General features: G+C 66.6%; 23 protein-coding genes and 2 riboswitches. Of the genes, 9 read left to right on the top strand and 14 right to left on the bottom strand.

All coding sequences use genetic code 11. The annotated features are described in order from the left end of the window. The first annotated feature begins 16 nt into the window (after positions 1 to 16). Positions 17 to 3190, top strand: a complete 3174-nt coding sequence (locus ABIB26_RS17985) for a bifunctional cytochrome P450/NADPH--P450 reductase (protein WP_354246151.1) — start codon at positions 17 to 19, stop codon at positions 3188 to 3190. 28 nt (positions 3191 to 3218) lie between these two features. Here the strand turns inward: ABIB26_RS17985 and ABIB26_RS17990 are convergent, their stop codons facing one another. Further along, positions 3219 to 3899 (bottom strand): histidine phosphatase family protein, encoded by a 681-nt coding sequence (locus ABIB26_RS17990; protein ID WP_354246154.1) that lies wholly within the window; start codon positions 3897 to 3899, stop codon positions 3219 to 3221. A gap of 88 nt (positions 3900 to 3987) precedes the next feature. Here ABIB26_RS17990 and ABIB26_RS17995 point away from each other — a divergent pair, with 88 nt between their 5' ends. Continuing rightward, on the top strand, positions 3988 to 4821 hold the full coding sequence (locus ABIB26_RS17995; protein WP_354246156.1) for a CPBP family intramembrane glutamic endopeptidase: 834 nt from the start codon (positions 3988 to 3990) through the stop codon (positions 4819 to 4821). Between the two features lie 149 nt (positions 4822 to 4970). Here the strand turns inward: ABIB26_RS17995 and ABIB26_RS18000 are convergent, their stop codons facing one another. Next, positions 4971 to 5609, bottom strand: coding sequence for a VOC family protein (locus ABIB26_RS18000; protein ID WP_354246159.1), 639 nt, complete (start codon positions 5607 to 5609; stop codon positions 4971 to 4973). Between the two features lie 201 nt (positions 5610 to 5810). Continuing rightward, positions 5811 to 5926: riboswitch (SAM riboswitch) on the top strand. A 62-nt stretch (positions 5927 to 5988) separates the two neighbouring features. Here ABIB26_RS18000 and ABIB26_RS18005 point away from each other — a divergent pair. The 3 genes from ABIB26_RS18005 to ABIB26_RS18015 all read left to right on the top strand — a co-directional run bounded on the left by ABIB26_RS18005 (position 5989) and on the right by ABIB26_RS18015 (position 10386). Then, positions 5989 to 7305: a bifunctional o-acetylhomoserine/o-acetylserine sulfhydrylase gene (locus ABIB26_RS18005; RefSeq protein WP_354246162.1), complete on the top strand. Its 1317-nt coding sequence runs from the start codon at positions 5989 to 5991 to the stop codon at positions 7303 to 7305. A 129-nt stretch (positions 7306 to 7434) separates the two neighbouring features. Further along, a riboswitch (SAM riboswitch) is annotated at positions 7435 to 7550 on the top strand. An 11-nt stretch (positions 7551 to 7561) separates the two neighbouring features. After that, positions 7562 to 8785, top strand: a complete 1224-nt coding sequence (gene metX / locus ABIB26_RS18010; RefSeq protein WP_354246165.1) for a homoserine O-acetyltransferase MetX — start codon at positions 7562 to 7564, stop codon at positions 8783 to 8785. Positions 8786 to 9003: 218 nt separating this feature from the next. Further along, positions 9004 to 10386: an MFS transporter gene (locus ABIB26_RS18015; RefSeq protein ID WP_354246167.1), complete on the top strand. Its 1383-nt coding sequence runs from the start codon at positions 9004 to 9006 to the stop codon at positions 10384 to 10386. A gap of 124 nt (positions 10387 to 10510) precedes the next feature. Here ABIB26_RS18015 and ABIB26_RS18020 read toward each other — a convergent pair whose 3' ends face one another. Further along, entirely contained in the window at positions 10511 to 11410 is a 900-nt protein-coding gene (locus ABIB26_RS18020; RefSeq protein WP_354246236.1) for a LysR family transcriptional regulator, read from the bottom strand. 159 nt (positions 11411 to 11569) lie between these two features. Between ABIB26_RS18020 and mmsB the strand changes: the two genes are divergently transcribed. Both mmsB and ABIB26_RS18030 read left to right on the top strand, forming a co-directional pair. Continuing rightward, positions 11570 to 12472 carry a 3-hydroxyisobutyrate dehydrogenase gene (mmsB, locus tag ABIB26_RS18025; protein WP_354246170.1) on the top strand — a complete coding sequence of 301 codons (903 nt, stop codon included), beginning with the start codon at positions 11570 to 11572 and terminating at the stop codon, positions 12470 to 12472. A gap of 77 nt (positions 12473 to 12549) precedes the next feature. Then, a complete protein-coding gene (locus ABIB26_RS18030; RefSeq protein WP_354246173.1) occupies positions 12550 to 14034 on the top strand; it encodes a CoA-acylating methylmalonate-semialdehyde dehydrogenase in 1485 nt (494 codons plus the stop codon). 91 nt (positions 14035 to 14125) lie between these two features. Here the strand turns inward: ABIB26_RS18030 and ABIB26_RS18035 are convergent, their stop codons facing one another. The 6 genes from ABIB26_RS18035 to ABIB26_RS18060 all read right to left on the bottom strand — a co-directional run bounded on the left by ABIB26_RS18035 (position 14126) and on the right by ABIB26_RS18060 (position 21994). Continuing rightward, on the bottom strand, positions 14126 to 14710 hold the full coding sequence (locus tag ABIB26_RS18035) for a hypothetical protein (protein WP_354246176.1): 585 nt from the start codon (positions 14708 to 14710) through the stop codon (positions 14126 to 14128). A gap of 206 nt (positions 14711 to 14916) precedes the next feature. Further along, a complete protein-coding gene (locus ABIB26_RS18040; protein WP_354246178.1) occupies positions 14917 to 17103 on the bottom strand; it encodes a putative bifunctional diguanylate cyclase/phosphodiesterase in 2187 nt (728 codons plus the stop codon). Between the two features lie 610 nt (positions 17104 to 17713). Continuing rightward, a complete protein-coding gene (locus ABIB26_RS18045) occupies positions 17714 to 18412 on the bottom strand; it encodes a response regulator (RefSeq protein ID WP_354246181.1) in 699 nt (232 codons plus the stop codon). Then, positions 18400 to 19605, bottom strand: coding sequence for a sensor histidine kinase (locus tag ABIB26_RS18050; RefSeq protein ID WP_502913704.1), 1206 nt, complete (start codon positions 19603 to 19605; stop codon positions 18400 to 18402). Before ABIB26_RS18050 ends, ABIB26_RS18045 begins: the two co-directional genes overlap by 13 nt. A 173-nt stretch (positions 19606 to 19778) precedes the next feature. After that, entirely contained in the window at positions 19779 to 20165 is a 387-nt protein-coding gene (locus ABIB26_RS18055; RefSeq protein ID WP_354246186.1) for a hypothetical protein, read from the bottom strand. Between the two features lie 464 nt (positions 20166 to 20629). Then, positions 20630 to 21994, bottom strand: a complete 1365-nt coding sequence (locus ABIB26_RS18060) for a DJ-1/PfpI family protein (RefSeq protein WP_354246188.1) — start codon at positions 21992 to 21994, stop codon at positions 20630 to 20632. Between the two features lie 230 nt (positions 21995 to 22224). Here ABIB26_RS18060 and ABIB26_RS18065 point away from each other — a divergent pair, with 230 nt between their 5' ends. Continuing rightward, a complete protein-coding gene (locus ABIB26_RS18065; protein ID WP_354246191.1) occupies positions 22225 to 22473 on the top strand; it encodes a ribbon-helix-helix domain-containing protein in 249 nt (82 codons plus the stop codon). Between the two features lie 14 nt (positions 22474 to 22487). Further along, positions 22488 to 22811 carry a type II toxin-antitoxin system PemK/MazF family toxin gene (locus ABIB26_RS18070; protein ID WP_354246194.1) on the top strand — a complete coding sequence of 108 codons (324 nt, stop codon included), beginning with the start codon at positions 22488 to 22490 and terminating at the stop codon, positions 22809 to 22811. Here ABIB26_RS18070 and ABIB26_RS18075 read toward each other — a convergent pair. The 5 genes from ABIB26_RS18075 to ABIB26_RS18095 all read right to left on the bottom strand — a co-directional run bounded on the left by ABIB26_RS18075 (position 22800) and on the right by ABIB26_RS18095 (position 25601). Next, positions 22800 to 23312 (bottom strand): hypothetical protein, encoded by a 513-nt coding sequence (locus tag ABIB26_RS18075; RefSeq protein WP_354246197.1) that lies wholly within the window; start codon positions 23310 to 23312, stop codon positions 22800 to 22802. The genes ABIB26_RS18070 and ABIB26_RS18075 overlap by 12 nt on opposite strands. Positions 23313 to 23397: 85 nt before the next feature. After that, complete coding sequence (locus tag ABIB26_RS18080; protein ID WP_354246200.1) at positions 23398 to 23844, bottom strand: DUF5956 family protein; 447 nt, start codon at positions 23842 to 23844, stop codon at positions 23398 to 23400. A gap of 83 nt (positions 23845 to 23927) precedes the next feature. Continuing rightward, positions 23928 to 24248: a hypothetical protein gene (locus ABIB26_RS18085; protein ID WP_354246202.1), complete on the bottom strand. Its 321-nt coding sequence runs from the start codon at positions 24246 to 24248 to the stop codon at positions 23928 to 23930. Between the two features lie 325 nt (positions 24249 to 24573). Further along, the gene (locus ABIB26_RS18090; RefSeq protein WP_354246205.1) at positions 24574 to 24939 is read right to left on the bottom strand and encodes a YciI family protein; all 366 of its coding nucleotides are present in this window, start codon (positions 24937 to 24939) and stop codon (positions 24574 to 24576) included. Between the two features lie 383 nt (positions 24940 to 25322). Next, positions 25323 to 25601: a helix-hairpin-helix domain-containing protein gene (locus tag ABIB26_RS18095; protein ID WP_354246239.1), complete on the bottom strand. Its 279-nt coding sequence runs from the start codon at positions 25599 to 25601 to the stop codon at positions 25323 to 25325. Positions 25602 to 25811: the final 210 nt, after the last annotated feature.

The following is a 25811-nucleotide window of genomic DNA, read 5'->3' on the forward strand; positions in this document are numbered from 1 at the left end:
CCGCCCAGGAGGGCCCATGCCTTCGCCCAGCGTCCCCATACCCCAGCCTCCGCCGCGGCCGGTGGTCGGCAACCTGCCCGATATCGACTCCAGCAAGGGCGTCCTGGGAATAGTCGAGGTGGCCGAGCAGTATGGCCCCATCGTCCGCATCCAGTTCTTCAACCGCAGCGTCGTCGCCGTCTCCTCCCAGCAGCTCGTCAACGAGGTGTGCGATGAATCCCGTTTTGGCAAGGTGCTGGGGATTGCCCTGCGGGAGGTCCGGCAGTTCGCCGGCGACGGCCTGTTCACCGCAGAAACACAGGAACCCAACTGGCAAAAGGCACACCGGATCCTGATGCCGGCGTTCGGGCCCGCGGCGCTGAAGCGCATGTTCGCGGGCATGGACGACATCGTCGAGCAGCTGCTGCTCAAGTGGGAGAGGCTCGGCCCCACCGCCCGGATCGACGTTCCGGACAACACCACCCGGCTGACGCTGGACACCATCGCGCTGTGCTCGTTCAGCTACCGGTTCAACAGTCTCTACCGGGCGGAGATGCACCCCTTCGTCGGCGCCATGGTCCGCGCCCTGGTCGAATCCAGGGACCGAGCGCGCAGGCTCCCTGTGCAGAACAAGATCATGCTGCGCAGACGGCACCAGCTCGAGGAAGACAATGCCCTGATGTTCGAGGTAGCCGAGCAGATCATCAGCGACCGGCGGCGCAATCCCAGCCCGGCGGGCAGCGAGGACATCCTCGACACCATGCTCAGCGCGGCGGACCCGGTGACCGGTGAGCGGCTGTCCGAGGAAAACATCCGCTATCAGATGGTCACCTTCCTGATCGCCGGGCATGAGACCACCAGCGGCCTGCTGTCCTTTGCGCTCTACGAACTGCTGCGCCATCCGGGCGTCCTGGCCAAGGCGCACGCCGTGGTGGACGAGGTTCTTGGCACCGACAGCGCCACGTTCGAACACCTGCCCCGGCTGGGGTACCTGGACCAGATCCTCAAGGAGACGCTTCGGCTGTGGCCCACCGCCCCGGCATTCAACGTCGCTCCATACGAGGACACGACGCTCGGCGGCCGCTACGAAGTCCCCGCGGGCCAGCCCATCCTTGTCCTGATCCCGCAGCTGCACCGGGACAAGGCGGCGTGGGGCGAGGACGCCGGCATCTTCGATCCGGAGCGGTTCTCCCCGGAACGGGCCGCGGAAATCCCCGCCAATGCCTGGAAGCCTTTCGGCAACGGGCAGCGCTCCTGCATCGGCCGGGGTTTTGCCCTGCAGGAGGCCATGCTGTTCCTGGCCAAGCTCCTGCAGCGCTTCGAGATCACGGCGGCGGACCCGGGCTATGAACTGCAGATCAAGCACACCCTGACGATGAAGCCTGAAGGGCTGTTCATCCACGTGCGCCGGCGGGACGTCCGGATCAACACGGCAAGCCAGGCCGCCGTCGAACATGCCCGGCAGGCGGAAGCGCCAGCCGCCGCCCCCAATGGTGTCCCGATCCGGGTGCTCTACGGTTCCAATGCAGGCACGTCCAGGGATTTCGCCCAGCGCATTGCCAACGACGCCGGACGGCGCGGCTACAGCCCCACCATCGCTCCGCTCGACGAGGCAGCCGGCGGACTGCCGACGGCGGGGCTCGTCACCATCGTGGCCTCCTCCTACGAGGGGCAGCCGCCGGACAACGCCCGGAAGTTCCTGACCTGGACCGAGGGCCTGCAGCCCGGCGGCCTCGCCGGGGTGCGGTACACGGTCTTCGGCAACGGCAACAAGGACTGGGCGCGGACCTACCAGCAGGTGCCCAAGGCCATTGACGCCCGGCTCGAGGACGCCGGTGCCGAGCGGATCTATGCCCGCGGAGAGGCCAACGCCCGCGGCGACTTCTTCGGCGATTTCGACGAGTGGTACGCGGGATTCTGGCCCGCCGTGGACGCCGCCCTCGGGCAGAGCACCAGCCCGCCGGCCGCGCAGCGCCAGCTGGAGCTGCAGTTCGTGGGCAACGTCCGGGACCCGCTGCTGCGCGAGAGCGGGCTGGCACTGGGTACCGTCGTGGTGAACCGGGAACTGGTCGATCTGTCGAAGCCCGGCGCCCGGTCCAAGCGGCATGTCGAGATCGCCCTGCCAGACGGGATGAGCTACCGGACCGGCGACTATCTGGCCGTACTGCCGCTGAATCCCAGCGACCTCGTGCAGCGCGCGCTGGCCCGCCTCAGCCTCGACTACGACTCGCACGTCCTGTTGAGCATGGAGCAGGGAGACACTTTCCTGCCTACGGGTACTCCCGTGGCCGTGGGTGAGCTGCTGAGCAGTTATGTCGAACTTGCGGTCCCGGCCACGCGGACCCAGCTCGAGTACCTGGCCGAGGTCGCGGCGGATCCTGCCCACCGCCGGGAGCTCGAGGCACTGGCGCAGGACCGCGGGCGCCATGCGGCGGAGATCCTCGACAAGCGGGTCTCCATCCTGGACCTGCTCGAGACGTATCCGTCATGCCAGCTGTCGTTCACCTCGTTCCTGCAGCTGCTGACCCAGCTGACGCCTCGGCGGTACTCCATCTCCTCGTCCCCGCTCTGGAGCCCCGACCACGCAACCCTGACCTTCGCCGTCATCCAGGCCCCGGCGTGGTCGGGCCGCGGCGTCTTCGAAGGTGCCTCATCCACCTACCTCGCCCAGGCCAGGCCCGGTTCAAGGGTTGCGGTCAATGTCTGTCCCTCGAATGCGGCCTTCCACCCGCCCCCGTCCCTGGACGTCCCGCTCATCATGGTCTGTGCAGGAACCGGGCTGGCACCCTTCCGCGGATTCGTCCAGGACCGGGCGCTGCGGGCCGAGGCCGAGGATACGACTCCGGCGCCCGCTTTGTTGTTCTTCGGCTGCCGTGCCCCGGATGCCGATTTCCTCTACCGTGCGGAGCTTGCGTCGTGGGCGGGCCAAGCCAATCTCGATCTCCGGCCGGTCTTTTCCACCGCGCCCGAGGACGGCCTGAAGTACGTTCAGGACCGGCTCTGGGCAGACCGGGCCGACGTCGTCGAGCTGGTCAAACAGGGCGCCACGGTCTACGTCTGCGGCGACGGCAAGCACATGGCGCCGCAGGTCCGCGACACGTGCGCGCTCATCTACCGGGAGGCCACCGGGGCCTCGGCGGCGGACGCCGAGGCGTGGATGGACGAGGTGGAACGCACCCACGGCAGGTACGTGGCCGACATCTTCACGTGAAGATGCCACCGCTCAGGAGAACATCGGCTCAGAAGAACATCGGCGGGGCGTCCAGGACGGTCTCGTCCACGCGCCGGTCCACCCACTGGCTGAAGGGCTTGTCCAGTTCATACTTGCCGCGGCTGGTCCGCAGCAGCGTCCGGACCTCGGCGTTGTCCGGGTTGTTCAAGGACTCGAAGTACTCCACGGACCAATGGAACCAGCGCATGCAGAACAGCCGCATGGTGAGCCCGTGTGTCACGAACAGGGCGTTCGGGGCATAACTGGGCTTGGACCAGTGCCGGTACAGCGTCTCCATGAACGAGGAGATCCTGTCGTACACATCGGAGCCGGACTCGCCCTCCCGGAAACGGTAGAAGAAGTGGCCGTAGGCGTTCCGGAGCTCCTTCTGGTCCTCGATGTCGCCGGCGATCTGGAAGTTCGCCCAGTCCTGCTCGCGCAGCCGCGGCTCCTCGATGACCCGCTCTGTCAGCGGGCCCAGGTTCAGGGCCTCGAGGGTCTGGTACGCCCGTAGATACGGGGAGACATAAACGCAGACCTGGCGGCCATCGAGCAGGCGCCGGACCTGCTCGCCGGCGGCCCGGGCCTGCTCGAGGCCCAGCCCCGTGAGCGGGATCCGGTAGTCCGGCACCCGGTTGTAAATGGAGGTGTCGGCGTTGGCGGCAGACTGGCCGTGCCGGATCATGATGATTTTCCCGGGCGCACTCATACATCCCAAGCATAGGGCCCTGCCATCCGGCGGCCCCGCCAGAGCCCGGAAGCAGGCAACTGCCAGCAACTGCAGGCAAGATAGGAACATGTTGGTTCCCTCCCGCCGTCGGCTGCGGATAGAAGTGTTGATTGTGCTGGGCCTGTCGCTGGGGCAGTCGGCTGTGTATTCCGTGGTGCAGCTGCTGGACAAGATGACCAGGGCGCCGCTGGCGCAGGGGACCTCCACGCTGAACCGCTCGCAAAGCAGCCGCGAGTACTTCGACCTCACCTACCAGCTGCTGGACATCATCTTCGCGCTGGTGCCGGTGGCCCTGGTGATCTACTTCCTCACCGAGCACCGGGCCGGCCTGACCGTGAACAGCAGCCTGTCCGGAAACGGCAGCCTGTCCGGAAGCAGCAGCGTGACCGGAAGTAGCAGCCACGGCGCCACCGCCTTCGGCAAGCTGGGCTTCAATTTCGCCCGGCCCGGCAAGGACCTGCTGCAGGGACTCGGCCTGGCCGCGCTGATCGGGATCCCCTCGCTGGGCCTGTACGCCGCCGGCCGGGCGCTGGGGATCACGACGGCGATCATCCCCAGTGCGCTGGACTCCTATTGGTGGACGGTGCCGGTGCTGATCCTCTCCGCGGTCCGGCACGGGATCGTGGAGGAGGTCATTGTGGTGGGCTACCTGCTGGACCGGCTGGGCAAGTTCGGCTGGAGCATGCCCGTGGCAATCTTTGCCAGCTCCATGCTGCGCGGCAGCTACCACCTGTACCAGGGCTTCGGGCCGTTCATCGGCAATGCGGTCATGGGCGTGATCTTCGCGCTGATCTACACCCGGACCCGCCGGGTGATGCCGCTCGTCATTGCCCACGCGCTGCTGGACATCGTGGCGTTCGTCGGGTTCAGCCTCTTCGGCAAGGCCATCGGCCTGGGCTGAGCCGGCCGGGGCTGAGCCGCCCCGGCCCGCGCCTGGCTGAGTAGCGCCCGGCCCGCCCGCGCCCGCCGTTAAACGATCTCGGCCGCCATCAATGGGTGACGTCATTGGCACCCGCTGATGGCGGCCGAAGTGTTAGGGCGGTGAAGGCCTCAGATGGTGACGGCTCCGGAAGCGGTTTCGAAGGTGACGGAGAGGATGCCGGGCGTGCCGTGCGGGGCAAGCCAGTTGACGGCGACATCTTCCAGCGGGTTCTCCACCTGTTCACCCAGCCATTCCGTGACGCGGTCCGCCGAGCCGGCGATGGTCAGGGCCGTCATCTTGACGTCGCTCGGGTAGGCGTTGGAGGGGTGCAGCTCCGGATCGCCCTCCCACTTGAGCATGTACGGGACCTGGGGGTCGGCGATGAGTCCCAGGATGCCGATCTGCTTCCAGACCAGCTCGCGGCCGTCGGGGAACTTCCGGTTGCCGTTGGCGGCAGCGCGGCCGAGCCGCTGCTCGAACGGCGCCAGGTCGTCAACCTCGACGCACCAGCCCATCCAGCCGCCGCCCGCTTCGGAGCGGGCGCGTACGGCCTGGCCGAAGGGAGCCTTGTCCGAGGCCGGGTGGTTCAGGACCTCGACGACTTCCAGGTACTTGTGTCCCGCGAGCGGGATAATCATGTTGCGGGTCCCGAAACGGGGGTGTATTCCGCCCTTTACGGCTTCGACGCCGAGGGCGGACGCAATACGGTCGGTGGTGGCTGCCAAACCATCTCGTTCACAGGCGTAAGAGACGTGATCCATGCGCATGCCATCATCTTGGCACTTTGTGATGGAGCTCTCAGCTTAGGGCAGCCTAAGCGAGATGGGATGTCATTCTGTGGTGGTGCGGGGACCATCGTTGCGCCCGACGCGGCAGGACCCGCCCCCGGACCCGGGGCGCCGGAGGGCGGGCTTCATCTTCGTCACAAAGCTATCCAAGGCCCGCACAGCGTTCCTACACTGAAGCCAGGTCATGAGTGCCAGCGGATAGCCCCGGCTTGCTGGCCGGCAACCCTCGTATCGCGGTGGGGTGCCCCGGGTGAAGACCTGGCCGTCCGGCGCCCGCCGGAGGGCAAGCGCGGCGCCTGCACCGCCCCGGGCCGATGGCCTGTGGGTGGCCTGTGCCCGGTCCTTGAGGAGTATCCCGATGTCCAATGCCTGGTCCTTCGAAACCCGCCAGATCCACGCCGGCCAGGAGCCGGACAGCGCGACCGGCGCGCGTTCCCTGCCCATCTACCAGACGACGTCGTTCGTGTTCCCCAGCGCCGAAAGCGCCGCCAACCGCTTCGCGCTTGCCGAACTCGCCCCTATCTACACCCGGATCGGCAATCCCACCCAGGACGCGGTGGAGCAGCGGGTGGCGAGCCTGGAAGGCGGTCTCGGGGCGCTGCTGCTCAGTTCCGGCCAGGCTGCGGAGACCTTCGCGATCCTGAACGTCGCCGAGGCCGGCGACCACGTGGTGGCCAGCCCCAGCCTTTACGGCGGAACCTACAACCTGCTGGCCCACACGCTGAAGAAGTTCGGCATCTCCGTGACCTTCGTGGAGGACCCGGACAACCTGGAGCAGTGGCGCGACGCCGTCCGGCCCAACACCAAGCTGTTCTTCGGCGAAGTGGTCTCCAACCCCCGCCAGGACGTCCTGGACCTCGAGGGCATCTCGAAGGTGGCCCACGGGGCCGGGGTCCCGCTGATCGTGGACAACACCCTCTCCACGCCGTACCTGATCCGGCCGATCGAGTGGGGTGCGGACATCGTGGTCCACTCCGCCACCAAGTACCTCGGCGGCCACGGTGCCGCAATCGCCGGCGTGATCGTGGACTCCGGCAACTTCGACTTCGGCAAGGACCCGGAGCGGTTCCCCGGCTTCAACACCCCGGACCCCAGCTACAACGGACTCGTCTACGCCCGGGACCTCGGGGCGGACGGCGCCCTGGGCGCGAATCTCTCCTACATCCTCAAGGCCCGCGTCCAGCTCCTGCGTGACCTCGGCTCCGCCGTGTCGCCGTTCAACGCCTTCCTCATCGCCCAGGGCATCGAGACCCTGAGCCTGCGCGTCGAACGCCACGTCGCCAACGCCACCCGGGTGGCCGAATGGCTCGAGGCCCGGGCCGACGTCGAATCGGTCGCCTACGCCGGGCTGCCCTCCAGCCCCTGGTACGAGCGCGGCCGCAAGTACGGGCCCAAGGGAACGGGCGCCGTCGTGGCGTTCAACATCGCCGGGGGAGCAGAGGCCGGCAAGCGCTTCGTCGACGCCCTCGAACTGCACTCGCACGTGGCGAACATCGGCGACGTGCGCTCGCTGGTCATCCACCCGGCGTCGACCACCCACAGCCAGCTCTCGCCCGAACAGCAGACAATTGCCGGCGTCAATCCCGGACTCGTACGGCTTTCGGTGGGTCTGGAACACATTGACGACATCATCGCGGACCTCGACGCCGGCTTCCGCGCGGCCAAGGGCGTCTGAATCCGCCAGGTTCCCGGCACCCTGCCCCAGGGGTGCCGGGAACTTCCCCGGTGCCGGGCACCCGGCCTCGAGTCACATAGCCGTCACAATCTTCGCCGCACCGGCGCCTCGTTTCGTAAGCTAGTTGCAGGTCATGAGTGCCAGTGACAGCCCCGGCTTGCTGGCCGGCAACCCTCCTTTTGCGGCGGGGTGCCCCGGGTGAAGACCGGGCCTGCCGGTCTGCCGACGGCGGGCAAGCGCGAAGTTAGGTCCTTACATGACGATTGCCGCCACCCGCACGGGTGTACCCGGAAGCAAAACCGCCCATACGCCAGCCACCGGCCCGGCCGCCGCGCTGCCCGAAACAGTGCCAGCCACAGTTCCCGAAACACTGCCCGGCACAGTTCCCGATACCGTTCCGGACGGGACCGTCCGGTACCTCCGGACCGGCGGCCTGGAACTCGAATCCGGCGCCCGGCTGCCCGATGTCACCCTCGCCTATGAAACGTGGGGGACCCTCAACGCGGACCGCTCCAATGCGGTGCTGATCGAGCATGCCCTCACCGGGGACACCCACGTCACCCGCGGTGCCGGCGAGGAGCCCGGCTGGTGGGAACAGCTCGCCGGGCCCGGCGCCCCCGTGGACACCGACAGGTTCTTTGTTGTCTCCATCAACATCCTCGGCGGCTGCTACGGCTCCACCGGACCCTCGACGCCGGCTCCTGACGGCCGGCCCTGGGGCTCCCGCTTTCCGCTGGTCACCCTGCGGGACACCACCGCCGCCGAAGCCCGGCTGGCCGACGCCCTGGGCATCCGCAGCTGGTACGCCGTGCTCGGCGGATCCCTCGGCGGGGCCCGGGCCCTCGAGTGGGCCGTGACCTTCCCGGAGCGGGTCCGGCGCTGTGCCGTGATTTCCATCGGGGCCAGCAGCACCGCCGAACAGATCGCCTTTGCCCAGGCCCAGACGCTCGCCATCCGCCAGGATCCGAGTTTCAGGGGCGGGGACTACTACGGCGGCCCGGGGCCTGTTGCGGGCCTGGCCCTGGCGCGCCGGATCGCGCACATCACGTACCGCTCCGCCGCCGAACTGGACGGACGCTTCGGCCGGAATCCCCAGGCGTCCGAGGCTCCGCTGGAAGCCGGATCGCTGGCGGGCCGGGGGCGCTACCAGGTGGAGAGCTACCTCGACCACCAAGGCAGCAAGCTGGTCCGGCGCTTCGACGCGAACAGCTACATCGCCATCACCGAGGCCCTCATGAGCCACGACATCAGCCGCGGCCGCGGGGCGCTCGAGGAGGCCCTGGCGCCGGCCACGGCCGAGTTCCTGGTGGCGGCCGTGGACTCGGACCGGTTGTATTTCCCGGCGCAGTCCCGGGCGCTCGCCGAGGCGCTGCCCGGCGAGGTGGAGGTGCAGCTGATCGAGGCGCCGATCGGCCACGACGGCTTCCTGACCGAGATTGGCCAGCTCAGCGGCCAGCTCCGGGAAGGTTTCTTCAGCTGACCCCTGCCCGCCGCCCGTCAATGGCCTCAAACCGCCATCGCCTCGGCCGAAACGGCCGCCGATTGTGCATTTTTGCAGACGCGCCCTGCACTAATGGCCGTTGAGGCCGGGGCCGGGAGGGACCATACTCATTGGGAATGATGCCGCGTGTCACAAATCACAGGCGTCCTCTGCCCAATGGTCCACAGGGTGTCGACGGAGACACCGAAGGAGTCACGATGAGTACGGAAAACGCGGCCGCGAGGCGCGCAGAAGAGCCCGACGTCAAAACGTCCGGCCTGAAGAAGGTGGTTGCCGCCTCGATGGCCGGCACCGTGGTGGAGTGGTACGAGTTCTTCCTCTACGCGTCCGCCGCCACCCTGATCTTCGGCAAGATGTTCTTCCCCAACTCGGGGACCGAACTGGACGGCATCCTCGCCGCCTTCCTCACCTATGCGGTCGGCTTCATTGCCCGCCCCATCGGCGGGATCGTCTTCGGCCACTTCGGCGACAAGTTCGGCCGCAAGCAGCTCCTCCAGCTCAGCATCATCCTGGTCGGTGCCTCCACCTTCGCGATGGGCTGCCTGCCGGGCTTTGCCCAGATCGGCTACTGGGCCCCGGCCCTGCTGGTCTTCCTGCGCTTCGTTCAGGGCTTCGCCGTCGGTGGTGAATGGGGCGGCGCCGTCCTGCTCGTCGCCGAGCACAGCCCCAGCAAGTCCCGCGGCTTCTGGGCCAGCTGGCCGCAGTCGGCGGTTCCGATGGGCAACTTGCTCGCCACCGGTGTGCTGTTCCTGCTCTCCTCGGTCCTGTCCTCCGCTGACTTCCTCGGCTGGGGCTGGCGCATCGCGTTCTGGCTCTCCGCCGTGATCGTGGTTATCGGTTACTACATCCGCACCAAGGTCAGTGACGCCCCCATCTTCCTGGAAGCCCGCAAGGAGGTCGAGGCCGGCAAGAAGGGCTACGGTGTCGCCGAGGTTTTCCGCCGCTACCCGCGGGGCGTCTTCACCGCCATGGGATTGCGTTTCGCGGAGAACATCCTGTACTACCTCGTGGTCACGTTCTCCATCACCTACCTCAAGACGGTGGTCCACACGGACACTTCGCGGATCCTGCTGCTGTTGCTCGTTGCGCACTTCGTGCACTTCTGTGCCGTACCGATGGTCGGCAAGCTTTCGGACCAGTTCGGCCGCAAGCCCGTCTATATGGCCGGCGCTGTCCTCGGCGCCACCTGGGGTTTCTTCGCCTTCCCGATGATGGACACCGGGAACGATCTCGTCATCCTCGCCGCGATCACCATCGGCCTGCTGTTCCACTCGCTGATGTACGCCGGCCAGCCGGCCATCATGGCCGAGATGTTCCCGACCCGGATGCGCTACTCCGGTGTCTCGCTGGGCTACCAGGTCACGTCGATCGTCGCCGGCTCGCTGGCCCCGATCATCGCCGTCGCGCTGCTGAGCGCCTTCGGCTCCTCCACCCCGGTGGCCATCTACCTGCTGATCGCCTGCGCCATCACGGCAGTCGCGGTCTTCTTCCTGAAGGAAACCCGCGGCATCTCGCTGCACGACGTCGACGCCGCCGACGCCCAGGGCACGGCCGACCTGCTTGCCGCAGGCAAGAAATAACAGGCAGGAAGTAACAGGCAGAAAGTAGCAGGCAAGAAATAACAGGCAAAAAGTAACAGGCAAGAAACGACAGCCCCTGTCCCGCACTGCGGGAACAGGGGCTGTTGTTCTGTGCGTGCTGTGCTCAACCTGCCAGGACTGCCTGGCGCTCGGCGACCTCGGTGCGGATCGCTTCGAGCACGGCCTGCACGGGGGCCGAGCGCAGCGATTCCGAGCGCGCCACGGCCCAGATGGGGAGTTGCCGCTGGAAGTCGTCCGGCAGCACCGGCAGGAAGTCGGGATTCCCCACCACCAGGAAATTGGGCAGCAGCCCGATCCCGCCGCCCCGGCGCACGGCCTCGAGCTGGGCGAAGATGCTGGTGGCCTGGAAGCTGGACCGGGGCACGGGAAGCTGGGTGGAGCGGTGGCCGAGTTCGGCGACCTGCAGTGCCGATTCCACGTAGGAGACAAAGCCGTGCTGCCTCACGTCGTCGAGCGTGAGGGGCAGCCCACGCTCCTGCGCGTACTGCGGGCTCGCATACAGCCGGAGGAAGTAGTTGCTCAGGAAGATGGTCTGGGCGTTGCTGACGTCCAGGTTCCCCACCACCACCTCGAGGTCCACGCCGGAGCGGTTCTGGCTGACCTTGCGCGTGGCGCTGAGCAATTCCACGTTGAGCGTCGGATGTTCCTGCTGCAGCCGCACCAGCGCCGGTGCGACGAAGCCGGCGCCGAAGCCGTCCGGCGTCGCCATCCGGACCAGGCCGGAGAGCAGGTCCCCCGTCCGGGTGATGCGGCTGGACAGCGCGCCGAGGGTGCCCTCGATAGCCTCGGCCGCGGCGACCGCCTGGCTGCCGAGCTCCGTCAGCTCCCAGCCGTGCGGGTTCCGTTCCAGGGTGCGCCCGCCCAGCTGCTTGTCCAGGGCGAGGATCCGGCGGGAGATGGTGGTGTGGGTGGTGCCGAGTGTCTCCGCGACCGCATTGAACCGGCCCAGCCGCGCCACGGTCAGCAGGATCAGCAGGTCATCGGGGCTCGGAAGCCGCCTCAAGTCCACAATGCCTCTCCTCCAACGGGCCGATGTGCATCCATGCACATGCCGTCTGTAGTTTTTTGCCTTGATTGCACTGTAGCAGGGTGTGATGCTGGACACGGAACATCCCGGCGTTCCGGCCGGATGATGCGGACTTAAAGCAAAGGAGCTTTCGCCATGGCAGTAATCGCTTGGATCGGACTGGGGAACATGGGCGGGTCCATGTCGGTGAATCTCGCCCAGGCCGGGCATGACGTCCGCGGCTTCGACCTCAACACCGAGGCCCTCTCCGCCGCCGAAGCAGGCGGCGTGAAGCCGGCCGGCAGCATTGCCGAAGCCGTCGACGGCGCCGACGTCGTCTTCACCATGCTCCCCAAGGGCGAGCACGCCCGCGCCGTCTACCTCGGCGAGGACGGCGTCCTGGCCCACGCGGAGACCCGCACGCTCCTGGTGGATTCCTCCACCATCGACATCGCCTCCGCCCAGGCCCTGCACGACGCCGCCGCTGCCGCCGGCTTCCGCTTCGTCGACGCCCCGGTCTCCGGCGGGATGAGCGGCGCGAAGGCCGCAACCCTGACGTTCATGATCGGCGGCGAGGCAGGCGCCGTTGCCGAGGCCACCGAGTACATCCGTCCGATGGCGGCGAACATCATCCCGACCGGCGGCGCCACCACCGGCCAGGCCGCGAAGATCTGCAACAACCTCATGCTCTTCATCAACCTGGCCTCGACGGCGGAGGGTGCAGTGCTTGCCGAGCGGCTCGGCCTGGACAAGCAGGTGTTCTGGGACATCGCCTCCGTATCCTCCGGTGACAGCTGGGCCCTGCGGACCTGGTACCCGGTGGCCGGCGTCGTCCCCACCGCGGCCTCGAACAACCACTTCGCGCCGACCTTCACCACCGAGCTGGCCAACAAGGACATCGGGCTCGCCATCAGCGCCGCACGCGACACCGGCACCCCGCTGGAAATCGGCGAGCACGTCCAGCAGCTCTTCCAGCGGCTCATCGACTCCGGCCAGTCCGGCAAGGACTGCTCAATGATCATCAAACTCGTCGACGGCTCCCTCGAGTCCGCCAACTAGCCAAGCTGCACTGCGCCAAACTGCACTGCACCAAGCCGCACGCTTCGAACCCGCACCACACGAAAGAGACCCACCCCATGGAACGCATTCCGCACTTCATCAACGGCGCCCTGATTTCCGACGCCGACCGCTTCGGCCCCGTCTTCAACCCGGCCACCGGCGAACAGGAGAAAGAGGTCGCCCTGGCGTCCGCCGCCCGCGTCGAGGAGGCCGTCCAGGCTGCCCGCGCCGCCCTGCCGGGCTGGCGCGCCACGAGCCTGGCCAAGCGCACCGGCATCTTCTTCAAGGTCCGTGAACTGCTGATGCAGCGCCGTCCCGAGCTGGCAGCCCTGCTGACCAGCGAGCACGGCAAGGTCCTCTCCGACGCCGAAGGCGAAATCACCCGCGGCCTGGAGAACATCGAATTCGCCACCGGACTGTCCCACGCGCTCAAGGGCGAGCGCTCCGAACAGGTGTCCGGCGGCGTCGACGTCCACTCGGTGCGCCAGCCGGTCGGCGTCGTCGCCTGCATCACGCCGTTCAATTTCCCCGCCATGGTGCCGCTGTGGATGATCGGCAGCGCCCTGGCCTGCGGCAACACCGTGCTGCTCAAGCCGAGCGAGAAGGACCCGTCCTCCGCCCTCTTCATCGCCCAGGTCTTCGCCGAGGCCGGCCTGCCCGCCGGTGTGCTGAACGTGGTGCACGGGGACAAGGAAGCCGTGGATGTCCTCCTGGAACACCCGGACGTCAAGGCCGTCAGCTTCGTCGGCTCCACGCCGATCGCCCAGTCCATCTACAAGCGTGCCGCGGACCACGGCAAGCGCGTGCAGGCCCTGGGCGGCGCCAAGAACCACATGGTGGTCCTGCCCGACGCGGACCTGAGCATGGCCGCCGACGCCGCCGTCTCCGCCGCGTACGGTTCCGCCGGCGAGCGCTGCATGGCGGTCAGCGTGCTGGTGGCCGTCGGGAACATCGCCGACGAGTTGGTGGACGCGATCACCACCCGGATGGCCACGCTCAAGATCGGCCCCGGCACGGACCCTGCCTCGCAGATGGGACCGCTCATCACGGCCGAGCACCGCGACAAGGTGGCCTCCTACGTGGCCGGCGCGGCCAACGAAGGGGCCACCGTGGTGGTGGACGGACGCACGCAGGAGTTCGACTCCAAGGGCTTCTTCATCGGCGTCAGCCTCATCGACAACGTCAAGCCCGGCATGAAAGTCTACGACGACGAGATCTTCGGCCCCGTGCTTTCGGTGGTCCGGGTCGAGACGTACGCCGATGCGGTCAAGCTCGTCAACGACAACGAGTTCGGCAACGGTGTGGCGATCTTCACCCGCGACGGCGGCGCCGCCCGGCAGTTCGAGTTCGACGTCGAGGCCGGCATGGTGGGCGTCAACGTGCCCATCCCGGTGCCGGTGGGAACCTTCTCCTTCGGCGGCTGGAAGAACTCGCTCTTCGGCGACACCCACATGTACGGCCCCGAGAGCATCCGCTTCTACACCCGCGGCAAGGTGGTCACCACCCGCTGGCCGGACCCGTCCACCTCGGTGATCGACCTCGGTTTCCCGCAGGTCGACTGACACCGGCCGGCCCGGCGCCGGTGCACGTACGAAGAGAGGCCCCGCAGCTGCGGGGCCTCTCTTCGTTCGTGCCTGGCATGCGTGGGCACGGCTAGCCCTTCATGATCTCCGCGCGCTGGGCCATGTAGTCTTCCATGGCGAGCTCGCCGTTGCTGTAGCGCTGGTCCAGTTCCGCCAGTTTCCGCGCCCGGAAGCCCTGCGGGGCCGACGGCACGGGCGGCACCACCGGCGGGCTCTGCTGCCAGGACGGCTGCTGCGGGGGGTGCTGCTGTTCCGGTCGCTGTTCCGATCTCGGTTGCGGTTGCGGCGGATTGTTCAGGTACTCGGGGCTGTCCTCATAGGGCACCGGGGGCTGGTAGCCCTGTTGTCCGGGATAGCCTGGTTGTCCGGGGTAGCCCGGCTGTCCGGGGTACGGCTGGTTTGCTGGCGGCTGCGGGGCGCCCAGCTGGCCGAACCCGCCATAGTAGTCCCGCTGCGTGAAGCCGTCCCGCGGCTGGTTGCTTTGCTGGCCGGGGAACTTCCCGAACTGCGTGGGGAACGGGCCGCCCTGCTGGTCCGGGTACCCGCCGGGCATGCCCTGGTCCTGGTTCCGGCGTCGCACGGATTTCTTATACAGGCGCATCGCCATCGGGACCAGGAATGACAAAACGATGATCCAAAAGAACAAACTGTTCACGGGGCCGCGCCTTTCAAAGGGTGTCCTTTCAGCTTAACCCCATCGTCTCCGGGTCAGCGCCGGACAGCCGGCATCCCGAGATAGCTGCGTACGCCGCCACCGCGGCGCCGACCGACTGCCCACCGTCGGCCCCGGTGCCCGGCTGCGGCCGGATATCCAGTTCGCAGCTGCGGCAGCCCAGCCAGACCGTCGACGCGTGCCAGCGCCTATCCAGTCAGACAGTCCAGGCCCGGACCTTTGTGGGACCGCGCCAGCGAAGACTGTGAGTCCGGCTGGTTGGCCCCGCTTGTGGGCCTGTTCTGTTCGGTGAGGTGGCGTTGAAGGTCGGCCGCGGGCATCGGCCGGTTGAGAAGAAAGCCCTGGACGGCGTCACAGCCCAGTTCGCGTAGTTGGGCGAGTTGGGCGGAGGTTTCGACTCCTTCGGCGACGACGCGCAGGCCCATGCCGTGGGCCATGGCCACGACGGCGTTGACGATGATGTCTTTCGGACCGGTGTCGGTGAGTTCGTCGATGAAGGATTTGTCGATCTTGAGGGTGGTGAAGGGAAGGTTGCGCAGCCGGGCGAGTGAGGAGTGTCCGGTGCCGAAGTCATCGACCGCCAGCTTCACGCCGAGAGCGCGCAGTTCCCGCAGTTGGACCGCGATGGCGGCATCGGGTCCGGCGAGCATGCTCTCGGTGACTTCCAGTGTGAGGCGGTGGGCGGGCAGCCCGGCTTGGTCGAGGGCGCGAGTGACGATGTCGACGAACCCGGGTGATGCGAGTTGCCTGATGGACAAGTTCACCGCGACCGTGATCTCGCCTGTGACGGTGGGCATCTGGGTGACCTGACGGCATGCTTCGTTGAGTACCCAGGCGCCGATGGGCACGATCAGCCCAGTCTGTTCGGCGATCGGGATGAACTCAACCGGAGGGATCGAGCCGAGGGTGGGGTGCTGCCAGCGCAGCAGGGCCTCTACAGCGCGGGTCTGGCCGGTAGCAACGTCGCAGATGGGCTGGTAGAACACAGTGAACTGGCCAGCCTCCAGGGCGGTGCGCAGGTCGGTCTCAAGCTGCACCCGCGCGGTAAGCGCGTGGTGCATTTCGGGCTGAAAGGCGCACCAGTGGGCTTTGCCGGCCGTTTTGGCCGCATACATGGCCAGGTCGGCGTTGCGGAGAATTTCCTCAGGGCTGACTGGCCGTGCCGCGTCGGTCACGGCGAGCCCGATGCTGGCACGTGGGATGATGCGCTGGCCGCCGATCTCCACCGGAGTGGCCAACGTGTCCACGATCCTTTGAGCCAGCCTTTGGCCGTGGCCGGTCGAGGTCTGCTCGGCGAGGACCGCGAACTCGTCACCGCCGAGCCGGGCCACGGTGTCGCCGGCTCGAACGATCGCACCCAGCCGTGCCGCGATCTCGCAGAGCAGCAGGTCGCCGGCGTTGTGCCCGAGGGTGTCGTTGACGTCCTTGAAGTCATCGACGTCGATCATCAGCAGCGTCATGGTGGCGCCGGTGCGCCCGGCTTGGGCCAGCGCGAGCCCGAGCCGGTCCATCAGCAACGCCCGGTTCGCGACCCCCGTCAGTGGGTCATGAAAGGCCCGGTGCTCCATCTCCGCGGCCTGCCGGGCCAAGGCGTCCCTCGTCTCGCGCAGCCGCCGATCGGCGGCCTTGGCCGCGGTGATATCGCGCCCGACATACGCCAGCCGCAGCACGGCCCCGGCCTCGTCAAACACAGGCGAGATCGTCAGCGACACGTCCACCGCCGTACCGTCGGCCCGTAGCCGGATGGTCTCCAGCTGTTCGACCCGCCGCCCCGCGGCCACCTCGGCCAGGATGAAATCGAACTCAGCCGACCGGTCCGCCGGCACCAGCCGCACGAAGGACTGACCGATCATGTCGGCCGCCGGGTAGCCGTAAATCTGCTCCGCGCCGGGGTTCCAGGTCCGTACCGTGCCGTCCAGCTCGCTGCTGATGATCGCGTCGGAGGAGGCGGTGACGATGGCCGCGAGCTGTCCGGAGGACTCCGCCGCCGTCACCCGCTCGCTGACATCGCGCAGGAACGCGTACAGCGACACGCCGTCGGGTTCGTCCTGGGCCCAGATCGTCAGGTCGATGGGGAATTCGCGGCCCTCTCGGTGCCGGGCGGTGACCTGCACCGGTCGGCCCACCAGCCGGGCCTGACCGGTGTTCAGGAACCGGCGCAGCCCCGCCTCATGCGGGGCCCGGTCCTGTTCACGCATGATCAGCTCGCTCACGGTGCGGCCGACTGCCTCGTCTTTGGTGTAGCCGAACAGTTCCTCGGCCGCCTGATTCCAGTCGGTCACCACCCCGCCGCCGTCCATCCCCACGAAACCATCGGCTGCGGTGTCGATTAACCGCTGCGCGCGGCCATCTACCGCCAGTTGGGTCGCCTGCATCTGTGCTTGAGGCCTTTCTCCGCGCATGCGACGGTTTCCGATCCGGGCGAACTCGTGAAGAGCCGCAGTTCGAGGCTGGATGCTGACACCAACGTCAGAGTTACTTATCGGCCGCCGAACGTTCTTCGTTAGGGCCGGCAACCGGGCGCGCACCACCTGCGGCGCACGTCACCGGCTCGCGGACCCGATCTGCGCCGGGCTCACCCACGCCGCCCGGGGAAAAGCGTTGGCGCGCAGCGGCTCTTCGAGCGCGGTGCGGCCCGACTCGGGGAGTACGGTTTCGGCGAAGGGCCGACCTACGGGCTCGACTTGTCCGCCGTTGTGAGTTGCACACGTGATCGGATGCGCACCGGCCGCTGAGCTGGCGACCAGCATCCTCGCGGGAGGCGGCGGAGGAACTATTTCCGGGGGACTGCCGAGAGTTTGCTTGACCGTTAACCTGTCCCACAAGGGGAACTAACCTGTCCCATAAGGGGAACCGTAAACGGGACTCAGGCTTCGGTGGGTTCTCATCGGCTAAGCCGACGCCGCTTTTCAAGTCTGCGGCTCGTTGCCCAGCAAGCAGCCCAGACTGCACACAGAGTGACGCTTCGCCCCAGTCCTCCCACAGTCAGTCCGGCCGGCGGTGGCCGGTCAAGCCGTGTTCGTAGGCGAAGATGACGGCGTGCACACGGTCCCGCAGCCCGAGTTTCATCAGGATTCGGCCCACATGGGTTTTCACCGTTGACTCCGCCACGAACATCCGTTCGGCGATCTCTGTGTTTGTCAGTCCGCCGGCGATGGCGGAGAGGATTTCCAGTTCCCTTGGTGTCAGGGCCGCGACGGCTTCGTCACCCCCGGAGGGGGGACCGGAGGGAAGCCTTTGGCTGAAGAGATCCAGCATCCGGCGGCTGACCCTGGAGGAAATGGCGGCGTCTCCTCCGGCGACGGCTCGAATGGACGCGAGCAACTCAGCTGGTCCGACGTCCTTGAGCAGAAAACCGCTGGCACCGGCCCGGAGCGCCGCGAAGGCATACTCGTCGAGATCGAAGGTCGTGAGGACAATGACCCGTGACTGCGGACACTCCTCGACAATGCGCCGGGTCGCGGCGATGCCGTCCGTGTCCGGCATCCGCACATCCATCAGCACCACGTCCGGTGCCAAGGTACGACACATGTCGATGCCAATCCTGCCATCAGCGGCTTCGCCAGCAACTTCGATCCCGTCCTGGGCATCCAGCACCATGCGGAATCCCATTCGGACGAGTGTCTGGTCATCGACCAGCAGCACCCGGATGGGGCGCGTGGGAGGGGCAGCTACCGTTGCCATGGGGCTCCCTTTTGCGGTGGGAACCGGGCGGTCACGGACCATCCACCGTTGCCCAGAGGACCCGCGCGCAGCGTGCCGCCATACAGTTCGACGCGCTCACGCATTCCGACGACGCCACGCCCAGCATGGTCGGCACGGAAGAGCACCGGTTGGCCGTCGTCGGTCACCGAGACCATGATCGCCTGGGCGCTGAACTGCGCGCGAACCGTGACCGCTGTTGCTGCTCTGGCGTACTTAAGCGCATTGGTGAGCCCTTCCTGGATGACCCGGTAGATAGCGAGTTGGATCCCGGGGTCGCCCGGAGGAAGACCGGCCGAATGCAGGACCACCGGAAGGCCCGCAGAACGGAAAAGCTCCACCAAATCGGGGACCTCCGCCACCCCGGGCGAAGGTGCTACTGCGCCGGCCAAGTCCCCGGTGTTGCCTTCGTCCAGAACTCCAAGCATCCGGCGCATGTCCGCCACCGCAACGCGCCCCGTCTCGGCGACCTGACGCATGGCCTGGACGGCGCGGGCAGGATCAGTGGAGGCAATCTCCGCAGAACCATGCGCCAGGGAAATCATCACAGCCAATCCGTGCGAGACGATGTCGTGCATCTCCCGGGCGATCGCGTTGCGCTCCGCGGCGGCTGCAATGCTGGCCAGATGCTCCCGTTCACGAATCAGCCGGTCTGCACGGTCCACGAGGGCGTTTACGTAGCCGCGGCGCGTGCGTACGTTCAGACCGATCAGTGTCGCGATCACCAGCACGATAGTCGCCTGGACGGCCTGGCCAAGGTCCACCATCGACCAGGGCTGTAGTGCCGCGGCGACAAGGAGGATTGCGCTGGTACCCAGCAGGCCAAAGACGGCGTGCCGCGCTGACCGGTAGACGGCGACGGCGTACAGCGCCATGGCCGCCGCCACCGCCGCGAAGCTCGCCGGAACCGAGAACGTGATGAGCATGACGCCGGCCGTGGCCGCCAACGACGACATTGGAGCTTGCCGCCGGAGCAAAAGTGCAGTGCCGGAAACCACCACCGCGAGCAATGGGAGAAGGAACCCTGGACCTTCGGCCTCGTGAACGATAGCGGCTGCTGCCAGGGCCGGCCCTGTATATGCGGCGGCGGCCAGGAGGTCGATAATGCGCGGGCGGGAGCGCCATCCGCCTCGCCGAAGCGGTTCGCCCGACGAAACCGGCGCCGTCAAGGCCACTTCCGGCAATGCTGCCAGGCGTGTAGTGTCCCTGTCTCGGTCATGCTCCGGACTCTACCCGTCGTGGAGTGCATAAGGGTCCCTAGGTCTTCTTTCTGGAGGTGGCGGTCTTGTTGGCGGGCGCCGACAGGACCGAAGCTCAAGTTTGCCGGTCCTGCAAGCCCTGCTGGAGATCACTGGAGTGCAAGGGCCAGGTAGAGGGCTGTGAGGACCAGCGTGGTGGGGGTCATGATGAGGCGTTCAGGTTTGCTGCGGGAGATTCCGTTCATGAGGACGCCGAGCACGAAGTATGCCGTCATCACCCACACGGTGATCGCCGTAAAGGATTCGCTGACCAACGGCGGGACAAGACCTGCCTTGGCCAGCGCTGCATAGGCGAAGAGGGCATACCCGGATATGGAGAGGGCGCTCCCGATTCGGAGTTTGGCAGGGAGGACACGGTGTTGTCCGCCCCACGCCATCCTCCCGAGCGGGGCTCCGGCGATGAGCGCGCCCTGGAAGCTGGTCAGGCCAGCCAGAAGTGCGCAGGCGAGCATTGCGGAAAGCTGATCCAACGGCATTACAAAACCATCCTCTTGTCCAGCACCAAGCAATTTGTACCCCCGGCTGTGAGGGTGCGTTTCTTCCCGGGCATGTGGGGGCTGTCCATGATGCGACCCCTCAGCTGAAGTTGTCGAACGCGCGTGGGCAACGTGTGTCTTGCGGGTGCTGCCGTCATCTCGCAGATTGCCCGCCAGCTATGACGTTTGTGCCGCATGTAGAGGGCCATCGGTACGGTCATGTTGAGCGCCATAACGACGTTTGACAGCACAGGCAGCCGACCCCACGGGTCGCTGACTCCGGCAAGGCCCGCCACAAGATCGTAGAGGGGGTCCAGCACGAACATTCCCGCGTACATCAACACGACCATCACGGCGAAATGCTTGGCAACGTAGAAGTATCCGGACCGGCGCTTCGGGCCGGCGTGATCGGCCCCGCCCAGGGAATCAGCTGGGCGGAGGGGGGGAATTCGGCAGGTGCGGCGTCATGTCATCTGCCCCTGTGCCCGGCGGCGGATAGCGGTTCGTATGATCGCCGGCAGGGAACCGACGAGAATGGCGAGCAGCAGGCCGAGCGCGAACAGGACAGGAACCCGGACAGATGTCCCTCCAGCGGGGAGGTTCAGATGCGCCGTGGGATAGTCGATCATCTTGGCTGCGGACAGCGCGGTGGCACGGTCGGCATGCTGCGCCAGATACTCGATGGCGCCGTCGAATCCGAGCACCCCGCCGGCGCCGGCAAAGGCATCGACGGGCACGTTGCGGGACGCGGCCCAGTCCCTCAATTGCGGGTCAATGTCCTGGTCCCGAGCCCTGCCGGGTGCGATGACCCGGTCCACGGCAGGTGCTTGCCGTTCCGGGACGGTCAGGAGAATCAGCCCATGTTTGGTGGTGACTGTGTCCGTGGGGGCGACCGCCACTGCCCGGGCTGCGAAGGAGACGTTGTAGACCTCGAACGCGCTGGCGACGTCGATTTCACTCACCCCGTTGAAGAGCCCCACTCCGATCGTGGGCCGGAACCACGGGATCAGGGCGTTGAGTCCGACGGGAATGTCCCCGGCGTCGAAGGACTGGAAAGGTATCCCGGCCGGTGCAGCGACTGACCAGCCCGGGTAATTCACGAGCCGGCCGACTCGTTCGGCCTCCTCAGCCCCCGCCAGATCTTCCATGACTTTCAAAGCGCCTGGGATACCGGACGTTACGCCGGCGGTAGTGGTGAGCATGCCGTCCTGGACGAACCGCAGACCTCCCATCCATTGGACCTCGGGATGATTCTGCTTCAGAGCACCCAGACGCGACCAATGGCTGGTCGCCTTATGTCCGCGCAAAAGACCCGTCCCGGCCAGGACCATCGATCCGCTGCAGACGCCCAATATGCGGGCCCCGCGACCGGATTGCTCCACGATCCACTCCCGCATTGGGGCTTCCTCCGCGCCCTCCGGGGTGCCGACGGCCGGGACAACGACCACGTCCGGCTGCCGGGCCCTGCCCGATCGGACATCCTCGAACGTGTACGTGGGCACTATGGCCGGACCTCCGTCGATGGGCGCAGGGGCGGCCTGCGCTGCGACTGTGTACACGGAAAACTTCGGGGAGCTGGCAAACACTTCGTAGGGAGCCAGCACGTCGCTCCCCACGGTGCCCGACGAACCCAGGACAACGGCTACAACTATCGCGCCGGATGAGGAGGGCCGATTCGTAGGGAGGTCTTTCAGCCCCTGAGCGGACGGCCGGACGTGGCTTTCTGCATCCGCCACCTCGGTGCCGGCGAAAGCCAGCGCGACCACCGTGAGGAGGGACAACCCGACCGAGAGTACGGCGTAAACATAGCGTTTTGAGCGCGAAGCCATGGTGAGTCTCGATTCCGTTTGGAGGTGCGGGGCCACCACCTTGTGTGTGCCCTGCGTTGCTCTTTCACGCTACGGAGTGCCCACTACACGTACATCGGTCGACGGGACATTCCCCAGCAGGTATAACCGGTACCCGGGTACTACTCTTGCCACAACCGCGCTGGTCCAGGCCGACCCGTTTGAGGAACCGTAATCGCGACGACCGGGTCATACCGGGTTATACTTTGTTTATGAAGACTGCGATTTCGCTTCCCGACGATACCTTTGAACGTGCCTCGCGTCGCGCGCGGGACCTCGGCCTCAGCCGTTCGGAGTTTTTCGCTCGTGCGGCAAACCACTATCTCAAGGAACTGGACGCTGAGTCAGTGACTAAGCAGATTGATGCCGCGCTGGAGCGGACCGGCGGGGGTGACGAATCGAGCGACGCCGCTGTTGAGGCAGGCCACCGACTCCTGCTCGATGCCTCCAACGAATGGTGAGGGAACGTGGCGGAGTGTATTGGGCCGAATTAGGTCCGGTCATTGGCAGCCGTCCGGCAAAGCGTCGCCCCGTCCTCGTGATCCAGTCGAACGCATACAACGAGAGTCGACTGGCAACCGTATTAGTCGCCGTCATCACTTCAAACACGGCACTGGCGACGATGCCCGGCAATGTGTTCCTGCCGTCGGTTTCCATCGGTCTGCCCCGCGACTCCGTCGTGAACGTGACCGCTGTCGTAACCCTCAATAAGTCCGATCTTGGCGATTACAGCGGTCAGATCCCCGACAGCCTCATGGACGAGGTCGATCGCGGGCTACGGCGCATCCTAGATCTCTAAACGAGCTTCATCCACGTCGTGCCGAATCGCGGACCGTCCCAGCCCGGTTGCGGTTCCCACCACCGCGGCCAGGCCGAGAGGAAGAGCCGCGGGCGTGCCTGGGACCAGCAGGTAGACGATCGCCGTCGTCAGCAGGGCGAACCCGGCGCCGAACGCCAGCACGTGGATCCACTGCCGGCGCACCGGACGCAGCAGCAAACTCAGGACCAGCGCCGCCGGCGCCCCGATCAGCACGGCGATGAAGAAGCTGAACAGCAGCACCACGCCCCACAGGCTCCAGGCCAGGGAGGTCTGCGAGGAGAACGAATCGATGATGGTGACCAGCAGGGAAAAGGCAAACCATGCCCCGAAGGACACCAGCCAGCCCTTGATGAACGCATAGGCCCCCAACGTGACCCGGTGATGAGCCCGGCGCGGCTTCGCCGAGTGCCGACGGTGAAGGATCTCGTCGTTGCCCGGCCAGACAAACCGGGGCTCCTCCTCCTGTCTGTGCATGCTCACGCGCTAGCCCACCGGATGGCCATTGCGGACAGGCGCACGAACGAGGACCGCATGCCGGACCGCCACCACCGGGTCAAGGTCACCGTCAGGATCCCTGTTTCCCGGCGTAGAGGTCCCTGATGGTGGCCCCGAGGTTGGCCGCCTCGCGCACCAGGTCCCGGTTCGTATGCGACATCCGGCTGTCGGCCTCGCCGAGCTGGCCCCAGAAGTCCTCCTGGTCCCGTACGCCGCCGGGCAGGCGCAGGAACCAGCGGTAGCCGCGCGGCCGCGGCGGCAGCCCGGAATCCGTGAGGTAGGAGTCGATGTCGTCTTCGATGGCCCGGATGTCCTCCTCCGTGATGGTCTCCTCCCAGGAGGTGACGGTGCCGTCTGCCCTCTCGCAGGCAACCCTGACGATGTCGGTGCGTTCGCCCATGGGCTCGCGCGTCACGTTCTCCGGCCCGGCGAACCAGGCGGCGATTGCGCCCCAGCCGTTCTCGGTCAGCTCGATCCACCCCTCCGGGCGGCCGTGCCCGTGGAAGCGCTGCCACATGTTGAACCGCCTTTCCTGCCGGGCCGGCCACGATCTGATGGACCTTATCCTGCCAGTCCCTAAGCGGCGGTGTCAGCGGATCCTCAAGAACGTTGAACCATTTCGGCGCGCAGGCGGGCCTGGACCCCGTTGCCGTCCTCCAGCGGTCCGTCGTTCGCGTCATCGCCGGTGAGCCAGATCAGTCCCGGTTTGCCCCGTTCATCGGCAGCAACGAGCGCCACCGAGAACATGCGTCCCTCGGCGCTATTGTCCGCCCAGGCCATTACTTCAAAGAACGTGGCATCCGTGACGTCAAACGTGGAAACAGCCAAGCCAGGTCCCGGCCCCTGGAAGAAGTACACACAGAATCTGCCCGCATGCTGCTCCCAGCAGCTATCCCGCTCATCGACAGCTTCAATCCGCATACTCGCAGCCTACAACCCGGCGGGCTGCCACCTCCCCGTAAGCCGGTCGCGGACCTGCCACTGAATCATGGTGTGGAGTGGTCGAGGCTTCGAGGCGTGGCAGTCCCGAATGGGGAACCTTCAGCGGGACAGCTCAGATCGGATGTTGCGATGGAGGACCCTTCAGCGTGCGTTGATTCCGGTACTCGGGTGGCGGCCACATGTGCACCGTATGGCCGTCGCATGTGCCGAAGGTGTGGTGTGCGGTAGCAAGATCATGACCAGGCTGCCTTCCTTGTGGGAGAACTTTCCGGTTTGAGCGTTTGCCTCCGGGGTGGGTTTCCGTTCAGGCGGGTGCGTCCTGGAACGCGCGAACCTCGACCCGGGCCGCGCATGCTCTGGAGGCGTCTTTGGCCCACGCCAGTGCGGCGTCGAGGTCGTTGGCCTCGATGACCCAGAAACCGCCGAGGTATTCCTTGGACTGGGCGTATGGCCCGTCAGTCACGACCGGTGTGTCGCCGGTGTTGTCGACCGTGGTGGCCGTCTGGATGGGGTGCAGGCCGCCGGCGAATACCCAAGAGCCCTCGGCGCGGAGTTTGTCGTTGAACGCATCGACCGCGTCCAGGATCGGCTGGATCACGGCGGGGTCCATGGTTTGCATCGTCGGGGCCTCGGCCGTGTCGTGGCCTACCGAGATCATGTACTGCGTCATGTCGTTCCTCCTGCGGGTCGGTTCGGGCGGCTGCCTGTCACTCTACCTAGGAACAGGTGGCCACCAATAGGTATGGCTTTTACCAAATTATGGCGGCGTTCTGACCCAGTCGAGCCCTATGTCCTCCCCATTGAGCCCGAGATAGTCCGCGTAGAACGCCCTCGCCTCCTCAATGTCGGGCACCGTGAGGTCGGTCGTTACGCGGATGACGTGCATGGGCTTCTCCGGTCGTTGATGCCTCTCAATCGTGCCGCGCGGCCCCGATGGGTGTCCACCGCAGACGACCCAACGCCAGCCGGGGCCGATCTTTGACAGACGTAGGTGCAAGGCGAACACGACAATCCGAGGTCTTGCGCGATCATCGAAAGGGGAACGTTCATCGCTTATGGGTCTTCTTTATCGAGAGCCTGTTGAAGTAGCCTGACAGCTTTCGGACCGACGCCGTGCAAATGCGCGATGTCGTCGAGAGAATAGCGTCGAACATCGCTGATGGACGCTATGCCCGCGTCTGCCAGCGCGCGAGCGGCGGGACCGCCGAGCTTCGGCAACTCGGACTTATCATTTGCAGTCATACATCGGAATGTAGTTGATCCTTCGGCGACATTCACCGAAAGATTCCATGGCAAATAATACGAGGTGGCCCCTGCAGCCGTCGTCATCATGGCGCGCGCGGCAGATTGACAACCGCCACGATTGATCAGCTGAACCACCCGAAAGACGGACGTTGAACGGACGCACGGTGAGCCGACCGACCGCTGTCCGCGGGTACCGAGCGTCGTGCCCGCAAACGAAACCCTTAGTCGCCTCAACCTAGTGGAGGAGCGGCGGGGGCCAGAGCGCAGCGGGGACCGTTTTCAGGGCATTATCCGATC

Origin of the sequence: Arthrobacter sp. UYEF20 (assembly GCF_040546335.1) — a bacterium.
In the GTDB taxonomy this organism is placed as follows: Bacteria; Actinomycetota; Actinomycetes; order Actinomycetales; family Micrococcaceae; genus Arthrobacter.

Coding starts and splice junctions, on each gene's coding strand:
- ABIB26_RS17985 (WP_354246151.1), top strand. CDS start 17: ATGCCTTCGCCCAGCGTCCCCATACCCCAGCCTCCGCCGCGGCCGGTG.
- ABIB26_RS17990 (WP_354246154.1), bottom strand. CDS start 3,899: ATGAGTGCGCCCGGGAAAATCATCATGATCCGGCACGGCCAGTCTGCC.
- ABIB26_RS17995 (WP_354246156.1), top strand. CDS start 3,988: ATGTTGGTTCCCTCCCGCCGTCGGCTGCGGATAGAAGTGTTGATTGTG.
- ABIB26_RS18000 (WP_354246159.1), bottom strand. CDS start 5,609: ATGCGCATGGATCACGTCTCTTACGCCTGTGAACGAGATGGTTTGGCA.
- ABIB26_RS18005 (WP_354246162.1), top strand. CDS start 5,989: ATGTCCAATGCCTGGTCCTTCGAAACCCGCCAGATCCACGCCGGCCAG.
- metX (WP_354246165.1), top strand. CDS start 7,562: ATGACGATTGCCGCCACCCGCACGGGTGTACCCGGAAGCAAAACCGCC.
- ABIB26_RS18015 (WP_354246167.1), top strand. CDS start 9,004: ATGAGTACGGAAAACGCGGCCGCGAGGCGCGCAGAAGAGCCCGACGTC.
- mmsB (WP_354246170.1), top strand. CDS start 11,570: ATGGCAGTAATCGCTTGGATCGGACTGGGGAACATGGGCGGGTCCATG.
- ABIB26_RS18030 (WP_354246173.1), top strand. CDS start 12,550: ATGGAACGCATTCCGCACTTCATCAACGGCGCCCTGATTTCCGACGCC.
- ABIB26_RS18040 (WP_354246178.1), bottom strand. CDS start 17,103: ATGCAGGCGACCCAACTGGCGGTAGATGGCCGCGCGCAGCGGTTAATC.
- ABIB26_RS18045 (WP_354246181.1), bottom strand. CDS start 18,412: ATGGCAACGGTAGCTGCCCCTCCCACGCGCCCCATCCGGGTGCTGCTG.
- ABIB26_RS18055 (WP_354246186.1), bottom strand. CDS start 20,165: ATGCCGTTGGATCAGCTTTCCGCAATGCTCGCCTGCGCACTTCTGGCT.
- ABIB26_RS18060 (WP_354246188.1), bottom strand. CDS start 21,994: ATGGCTTCGCGCTCAAAACGCTATGTTTACGCCGTACTCTCGGTCGGG.
- ABIB26_RS18065 (WP_354246191.1), top strand. CDS start 22,225: ATGAAGACTGCGATTTCGCTTCCCGACGATACCTTTGAACGTGCCTCG.
- ABIB26_RS18080 (WP_354246200.1), bottom strand. CDS start 23,844: ATGTGGCAGCGCTTCCACGGGCACGGCCGCCCGGAGGGGTGGATCGAG.
- ABIB26_RS18085 (WP_354246202.1), bottom strand. CDS start 24,248: ATGCGGATTGAAGCTGTCGATGAGCGGGATAGCTGCTGGGAGCAGCAT.
- ABIB26_RS18090 (WP_354246205.1), bottom strand. CDS start 24,939: ATGACGCAGTACATGATCTCGGTAGGCCACGACACGGCCGAGGCCCCG.
- ABIB26_RS18095 (WP_354246239.1), bottom strand. CDS start 25,601: ATGATGACGACGGCTGCAGGGGCCACCTCGTATTATTTGCCATGGAAT.